Source organism: Mycolicibacterium vinylchloridicum, assembly GCF_013404075.1.
GTDB lineage: Bacteria > Actinomycetota > Actinomycetes > Mycobacteriales > Mycobacteriaceae > Mycobacterium > Mycobacterium vinylchloridicum.
This window is the reverse complement of sequence record NZ_JACBJQ010000042.1, coordinates 40796-47604: the sequence shown is the minus strand read 5'-3', so window position 1 is coordinate 47604 and position 6809 is coordinate 40796. Positions and strand designations below refer to the sequence as shown.

Sequence of the window (6809 nt, the reverse complement as noted above, 5' to 3'; positions counted from 1 at the left end):
ACATCGCCGTCAGGTAATACTTGATCGGGAACCGCTGACCAGCCGCCTCCCCGACCACCGGCTCAATACCGCACTCATACGCCTCGAGCTTGGCCCGGTTGAAACGCCGCGGACCGACCACCAACGCAATCACCACCGACACGACCGCAAACGCCGCGGCAATAACCCCCAACACCAAGATGGGCAGATACAGACCCAAATCCCCTGCCCTCCTTCTCCAATGCCGGCGTGCACCGCGCCGACGGCTTCGAGCGGTAGGCGTATGTCTACCGCCAACGGCCGCGCAGGTATCCCCCATTAGGGGGGAGAAGCATGGTGAGGTGGAGGGTGAGATATTTGTTACCCGCCAGTATGATTCGCGCTCTCAGCGCACGGCGAGATCCAAATACGTATGTCGCCGTGCGAGAACACTCGGCAACCAGGGACCGACGTCGACCGCGTCGAACCAGGCGGTTCGCTCGAGCATGAGCCGTAGCACCGTCATCGCTTCCAGCCGTGCCAGCGGTGCACCTAGACAGAAGTGGGCACCCCGGCCAAACGAGAGGTGCCCCTTGGTGTTCGGCCGGTTGAGCCGAAACTCGTCCGGCGCCTCGATGTGTTCGGGATCTCGGTTGGCCGCCCCCCACAGCAGCAGCACCCGGGACTCGGCGGGCAGCAGGACACCGCAGAGTTCGGTATCGCGCACCACGTGGCGATAGTGTGCCCGGAAAGGGGGTTCCAGCCGAAGTGTTTCTTCGATGAAGGCGCCCAACAACTCCGGGCTACCGCGCAGCTCCGCCTGAAGATCCGGTTCGGTCGCGAGCAGGGACACCGCCGTCCCCAGCAACGATGCGGTGGACTCGCCGCCGGCGCTGAACAGCGATACCAGGATGAGCTGTGCGGTGAAGTGATTCAGCCGACCGTCGATACAGGCCCTCGCGAGCTCACCGATCAGATCGTCCTGAGGAGCGGCGATGGCAGTCGTCAGATGTTCGGCGATGTAGTCGCTGAGTTCGGTGATCGCGGTCATCGACGCGGACAGTTCGTCGGCTGACATCAACCCGTCGAGCAACTGGGTGGTGGCGTATCCCCAGTGCGCCAGCCTGTCGGTGTCGGCATCGGGAACACCGATGAGGCGCGCGACGATCGTCATCGGCAGCCGGTTGGCCACCGTGCCCATCCACTCGATACGGCCGTCGACAAGGCCGGCCGACCACTGCTGCTCGAAGACGTCGGCGATCAACGGTCCAAGCGCCGCAACACGCTTCGCCGTGAACTGGGCAAGCACCAGCTTGCGGTGCAGGGAGTGCACCGGATCGTCGGCGGTCACCAGGATATGGGTCGGGCCTCCGAGCCCGTCCATCGTGAACGGTGTCACGCCATCGTCGGCGGTGTACGTCATTGTCGCGGTGAGGTTGGATGAGAAATCCTGCGGCCGCGCCGCCACATCGGTGATGGCCGCCCACGTGGACGCCACATAGAACCCCGAGTCCCCGACCTGATGCACCGGCCCCGCCGCCCGCAGCCGGCCATAGAGCGGATACGGATTCTGTATTGCGTCCGCGCTGAAGAACTCTGCCGGATCGACGACGAGGGTGGTCACGCGATCAACCCCACCAGCCCGGGATCGAAAGTCGCCCGCGCGGCAACCGACGCGGCCGCGGCGGTCACGACCAGTGCCGCATCGCTCTCATAGCCCTTGGGAAAGACGATTTCGGCACTGTCCGGATTCTCCCGGTGCGCCATCAGCCAGTCGTAGAGCAGCCAGTCCACCGCACAGGTCACCGTCATCGGATCGGCGTCCGGCGAGCCTGCCGCGGAGACCACCGCCTGCAGAGCGTCACGATGCTCCTTACGCGCGGCGTCCTTGTTGACCCCTGAGCTGTCGAAGAACAGCATCGCCAAGGTCAGCGGAAACCGTTGGCCCGCTTCGGTGCGCACCAGCCAGCGGCCGCCCTTCCACGGCTTGTCCGGGTCGACCTGATGGAATTCACCGAAGCCACCGACGACCCCGATCGACGGGTCGTCGAGTTCGCCGTCGAACGGCGCCGGCCCGAGCAGATCCAGCGGCAGGCGCGCCCGGATCGAGAACAAGGCCGCCGTGCCGACGATCTTCCCGGCCCGCAGATCGGCGTGTACGCCGGTCTGCTCCAGTGCCGCGGCATATTCGAAACACAATCGGTCCAGAGTGCGGTGAAGCTCGAGAAGCCCGTCCCGCTCGTCGGCGTCAGCGGGTAGTCGGCCGCCACCGAGGATCTCGCCGAACCGGCCCGCGGCGATGATCAGCGCATCATCCAGTGCCTCGAGATGGGTGGCCACCAACCGGTCGGGTTCGTCGTCGACGGCGACGAGGGCCTGCAGCGAAGTCGGACTGCCGGTCGCGGTCGCCCAGTAGAACCCGATCTGCCCGTCTTCCTGGATGATGCGCGGTCTCACGTTGGCTCGTTGCTCTTCGCGCAAGCGCTCATCGGCCGCCGCCAGATCATCACCCGGTTATTGCCGGAGTCCGCGACCGCCAGGGTGTCGCCGCGCAACGACAACCCGTACGGCCAACACAGGGTGTCACGCTGGACCGAGGTCCAGCGGTTTTCGCCGTTGGAGCTGAAATCCGGTTGCGCCAGCACATGGTCGGCACCGCGCCCGTCTGCCGGCGCCGTGTCCCACAACAGGATCCGGTTGTTGGCGGTGTCGGCCACCGCCAGCCGGTCGCCGTCCAGGCAGGCCGAATAGGGGAAGCGGAACCGATCCGAGGTGTGCGGACCGTAGGGCCATTCGAGTGCACTGGTGAAGTCCGGCTGCCCCAGCACCGAATTGGCGTCCCGGTCCGCCTCTGGTGGCGGCGACCACCCCAGCAGGCGGTGATCCCCGGCGTCGGCGACCAGCAGCAGATCCTCGCGGCCGGTGACGTCGTGTGGCCAGCGGAACGTGGCGGGACCGACGGCACCACCGCGGTTCTCCTCACGAGCGGCCGCATCGGGCTGGCCCAACACCACATCGGCGGGCTGGTCGGGTTCGGGAATGCCGTTGCGCCACCCGAGAACCCGCCGATTGCCGGTGTCGGCGACCCAGAACGACGAGCCGATGACGCCGATACCGAATGGCCAGTACAGCGTCGAGGCCGAACATTCACCGCCCCGGTTCTCCACCACCGATTCGGCGTCGGGCTGGCCGAGCACGAGATCGGGCGCAACGTCACTGCTCTGCGGCACGGTGTTCCACACCAGAATCCGGTGATGCCACGCGTCCGCGACGACCAACCGGCCGTCGTGCACCAGAACCCCGGTCGGCAAGTTCATTCCACGCTCTGGGCCCCGGCCGCCTGCCGCGCGGCCTTCCGACTCACCGTTCGCCTGCCCGAGCACGACGTCGGCAGGTTGCTCGTCGTCCTCGGGCATGCCGTGCCAGATCAGGACACGGTGATTGCCCGAGTCGGCCACCACCACGTGCCGCTCACCGACGAACACTCCGCGTGGTGAATACATCCACGCCATAGACGGTTTCGCCGGCGGCAGTGCCAGTCCACCCGGTGCGGGTGCGCCCAGCCAGAGCGCCGGTGCCCAGCCGTCGGTGCGGTCGACGTCCGGAATCACATCAGCGCGGGTACCCAAGCCGCTGATGTTGTGCCGGACGGTGTAGCGGCTCATTCGCCGACGCGGACCCAGACGACGCCGTCGTCGACACGTAGCGGCAACTGTTCGAGCTGGGCACCCGGCGCGCTGAGGCACTCCCCCGATGTCGCGTCATAGCAGAATCCGTGCCACGGGCAGGTCAGCGTGTTACTGCCGAGGTCCAACACGGCATTGTCCAACGGCAGCGCCTCATGAGCACACTCGTTGCGGTACGCCGACAGTCGCCGGCCGGCGTTGACCACGATCACCTCGGCGCGCTCGCCCATCGCCGTCGTCAGACTCATCGGCGACAGGTCGTCGACAGCCAGGTCGGCGGCAGGGCCGACCTCGACCCATCCTTCACCCGCCGGGTCACGCCCGATCAGCAGCGCCTCGATCGGGATCAGTGTCGGCGTCGGCTCGTTCGGCAGCACCTCCACCGCTGTGATCGCCGGGACTCCTTGCACCAGAGCCTCTTCGACGAGGTTACGCAGGGTCACCGATGACATCGAGCAGCCGTTGCAGGCCCCCTCCAGGCGGACGAACGCCGTGGCGTCGTCGACCCGAACCAGCGTCACATCCCCGCCGTGGCTGTTCAGTTGGGGACGTACCGACGCCAGCACCTGGTTTGCGTGGGTAACCGGGTCGGGGCGCACGATCCCGTGCAGCGACAGCAACAGATGTACGGTCGGGTCGTCGACCAACTCGAACAACACGTCCCGGGCGGCGTCGTCGGACCGCAGCCGGCGCACGATCGTCACCAGCCCGGCGCGGTGGATCTCCTCGATCGCCGACTTCAGCTCCTCGGCCACCTCACGCGCCGAGGTATCCAACCCACCCAACGCCGCGACGGCGTCGTCGACGCGCTTGGCGAGGTCTTCGAAAGTCGGTTCGGTGACCGGCCGTTCAGTGGTCGTCGACATCGGTTCCGTCCGTCCTGCCCAGCGTGATCTGCCGCGCAATCTCGTCGAGTACGCCGCGCACCGTGCGCACCGAGTCGTCATCGCCGAGTTCCTCGAACAGGAACCGTGCCTCGTAGAGCTTGGCTTTGGCCTGGTCGAAGGAACCCAGGTGCGCCAACACATTGCCCTGATTGGCCAGCACCCTGGCCCGGCCCATCGGATCGCTGTCCCGGTCACGGGCGTCCAGTACGGCCTCGTAGAGTTCGACGGCCTCGACCAGATTGTCGGCCTGGTGCTTCGATGGGGTGTACACCAACGAATTCGCAAGGTTCAGCTGCACACTGGCCCACTGCTCTGGATAGTCCTCGCGCGTGTACACCTTGAGCGCCGAGCGTAGCGACTGGGCGGCGATGCCCAATCTCAGCTGACCGGAGGCCTCCGTCATCGGCATGGTGAGGTAGGCGGTCGCCAAGTTCGCATGCGCCGACGCCCACATCAGCGGAGCCTCCTCGCGCAAGACCAGCTGTAGCGCCGAATGATAATGCGGCACAATCGCTGCCAGCAACTCGGGGCGGTCCGGCGCCTGTTCGTGCAGCAGCCCCGCCAGGTTCAGGTGAAGTTCGGCTCGGGAGACGCGCAGGCCGTCAGCGCCATCGAGGGCTTTCAGTGCCGTCTCGAACCGCCGGACGGCGTCCGGGTGGCCGCCGTGGGCGGCGATCGATGCCGCCGCACCGAGCAGTACCCCGCACAGCGGCTGGGACACACCGGCCGCTTCGTCGGCCGCCTGGTCGAGCAACGCGGTCGCCTGTGCTGCGTCACCATCGTTGAACGCGCTACTGGCCTGGGTCGACAACACCAGGGCTGCGAGTTCGGCGCTGGCCGAACTCAACTCCGGTGCGATATCCGAGCGGCCCACGGCGAACAGCACGATATCGACCAGAACCCCGAATTCGCCCAAGAGTGATCGCAATTCGGCGGGATCGTCACCGTCGGGGTCCATCACGAAGCGGTTGTACCGACTGACCGGGTCGTCACCATCCAGAACTGCCAAGGCGGCGTCGCGGTCGCCTGCCAGCGCCGACTCGTGTGCCCGCAACGATTCCGGCCAGTGCGGTATGTTCCCGGCGAGCAGCGCAACGCGGGCGTCCTCGGTGTCCTCGGACGCGGGGATCAGCATGTAGCCCAGCGGAAGTGGGAATGCGCCCAGCGGCTGCGGTCGCACCGCAAGGATGTCGGTGTCCACCGGTTCGGTGTTGGCAAGTGTGGTCACAGCTCTTCTCCCGTCATCCGTGGATAGGTCCACGGATATCGCGCTCGGCGGCGCGTTTGATCAATCGGGCCGACAGTTCGGCACGGGCCTTGGTGTTGTGGGTGTCGATGCGCTTGCGCACCACCCCATCGGCGAAGACCACGACGATGTCGACCGCCCAGCGGCCGCGCTCTTCGACGACGACCGTCTGCACGTCCAATGCCTCGTCGGTGGAGCTGTCAGTGCGCGGGGCGGTCTTCGGCCGGGGCTCTTCACACATGACGATCACCGGGCCAGCCCCAGCGGAATCCGCAGCGCTTGTTGTGCATCGTCCCAGAATGCCCGATGAACTCCGGTGACGGGGCGGTCTGCGAGCACCTCGCGGACCAGCAGGGACCGGTCACCGGCGGGGTTGCGCTGTTTGAGCAACAGCCCGCCGCTACGGGGACCTCGCAGCGGGATCAACCACAGGTCGTCCTCACGCACCATCGCCGCAACGGCATCCGACGGAAATCGGCTGGCCGCCAACGCCGCATCGAGGCGCACGTAACCGTCATCGGTGAAGCCGACCGAGATGTCGTCGCCGACCTGCGGCCGCAGCGGACCCAGATAGTCCCGCTCCAGAAGCTCGATCACCTGCTCCATCCCGGCCTCGACCGGTTCCGAGAGGTCGGCGCCCAACTCGACGCCGCCCGCCTCGATCAGGAAGACGGTGATATCGCTCGGACAGGCGTCGGCCAGCACCCAACGAGCGAAGGCGATCGCGTGATCCCACCGGAACGAGTGGGTGTGCAGGCCCTGTAGCGGCGGTAGGTCGGCCAGCTCCTCGCCGGGCACGCGGTATACGGTTCCGGGCTCCACACCGGTAGCCGAGGCGTCGACGATCACGACGCGCTCGGCGCCCCGCATCTGGAACGCGACATCCATCCCCGCGGTGCCCCCGTCGACCAGACGGGCGCCCGTCGGCACGCCACGCTCCCAGAGGTGCCGGACCAGTACCGGACCGACCCCGTCGTCACCGCGCAGCAGATTGCCGCAGCCCACCACCAAAACCGCACACCCAGGCGGTCC

General features: G+C 67.0%; 8 protein-coding genes. All 8 read right to left on the bottom strand.

Annotated features, from left to right (window positions below; all coding sequences use genetic code 11):
- A partial coding sequence (gene ndhC / locus HPC46_RS26060) for an NADH-quinone oxidoreductase subunit A (protein WP_179475086.1) occupies positions 1-199 on the bottom strand: 199 nt, incomplete at its 3' end.
- Positions 200-364: 165 nt separating this feature from the next.
- Positions 365-1582, bottom strand: a complete 1218-nt coding sequence (locus HPC46_RS26055; RefSeq protein WP_179475085.1) for a cytochrome P450 — start codon at positions 1580-1582, stop codon at positions 365-367.
- Entirely contained in the window at positions 1579-2415 is an 837-nt protein-coding gene (locus HPC46_RS26050; protein WP_179475084.1) for a hypothetical protein, read from the bottom strand. Before HPC46_RS26050 ends, HPC46_RS26055 begins: the two co-directional genes overlap by 4 nt.
- Positions 2412-3623, bottom strand: coding sequence for an NHL repeat-containing protein (locus HPC46_RS26045; protein ID WP_179475083.1), 1212 nt, complete (start codon positions 3621-3623; stop codon positions 2412-2414). Before HPC46_RS26045 ends, HPC46_RS26050 begins: the two co-directional genes overlap by 4 nt.
- On the bottom strand, positions 3620-4510 hold the full coding sequence (locus tag HPC46_RS26040) for a NifU family protein (protein ID WP_179475082.1): 891 nt from the start codon (positions 4508-4510) through the stop codon (positions 3620-3622). Before HPC46_RS26040 ends, HPC46_RS26045 begins: the two co-directional genes overlap by 4 nt.
- Positions 4494-5759 carry a tetratricopeptide repeat protein gene (locus tag HPC46_RS26035; protein WP_179475081.1) on the bottom strand — a complete coding sequence of 422 codons (1266 nt, stop codon included), beginning with the start codon at positions 5757-5759 and terminating at the stop codon, positions 4494-4496. Before HPC46_RS26035 ends, HPC46_RS26040 begins: the two co-directional genes overlap by 17 nt.
- A gap of 13 nt (positions 5760-5772) precedes the next feature.
- Positions 5773-6018, bottom strand: coding sequence for a hypothetical protein (locus tag HPC46_RS26030; protein WP_218894685.1), 246 nt, complete (start codon positions 6016-6018; stop codon positions 5773-5775).
- Between the two features lie 5 nt (positions 6019-6023).
- The gene (locus tag HPC46_RS26025; protein ID WP_179475089.1) at positions 6024-6785 is read right to left on the bottom strand and encodes a hydrogenase maturation protease; all 762 of its coding nucleotides are present in this window, start codon (positions 6783-6785) and stop codon (positions 6024-6026) included.
- Positions 6786-6809: the final 24 nt, after the last annotated feature.

Coding starts and splice junctions, on each gene's coding strand:
- HPC46_RS26030 (WP_218894685.1), bottom strand. CDS start 6,018: ATGTGTGAAGAGCCCCGGCCGAAGACCGCCCCGCGCACTGACAGCTCC.
- HPC46_RS26040 (WP_179475082.1), bottom strand. CDS start 4,510: ATGTCGACGACCACTGAACGGCCGGTCACCGAACCGACTTTCGAAGAC.
- HPC46_RS26045 (WP_179475083.1), bottom strand. CDS start 3,623: ATGAGCCGCTACACCGTCCGGCACAACATCAGCGGCTTGGGTACCCGC.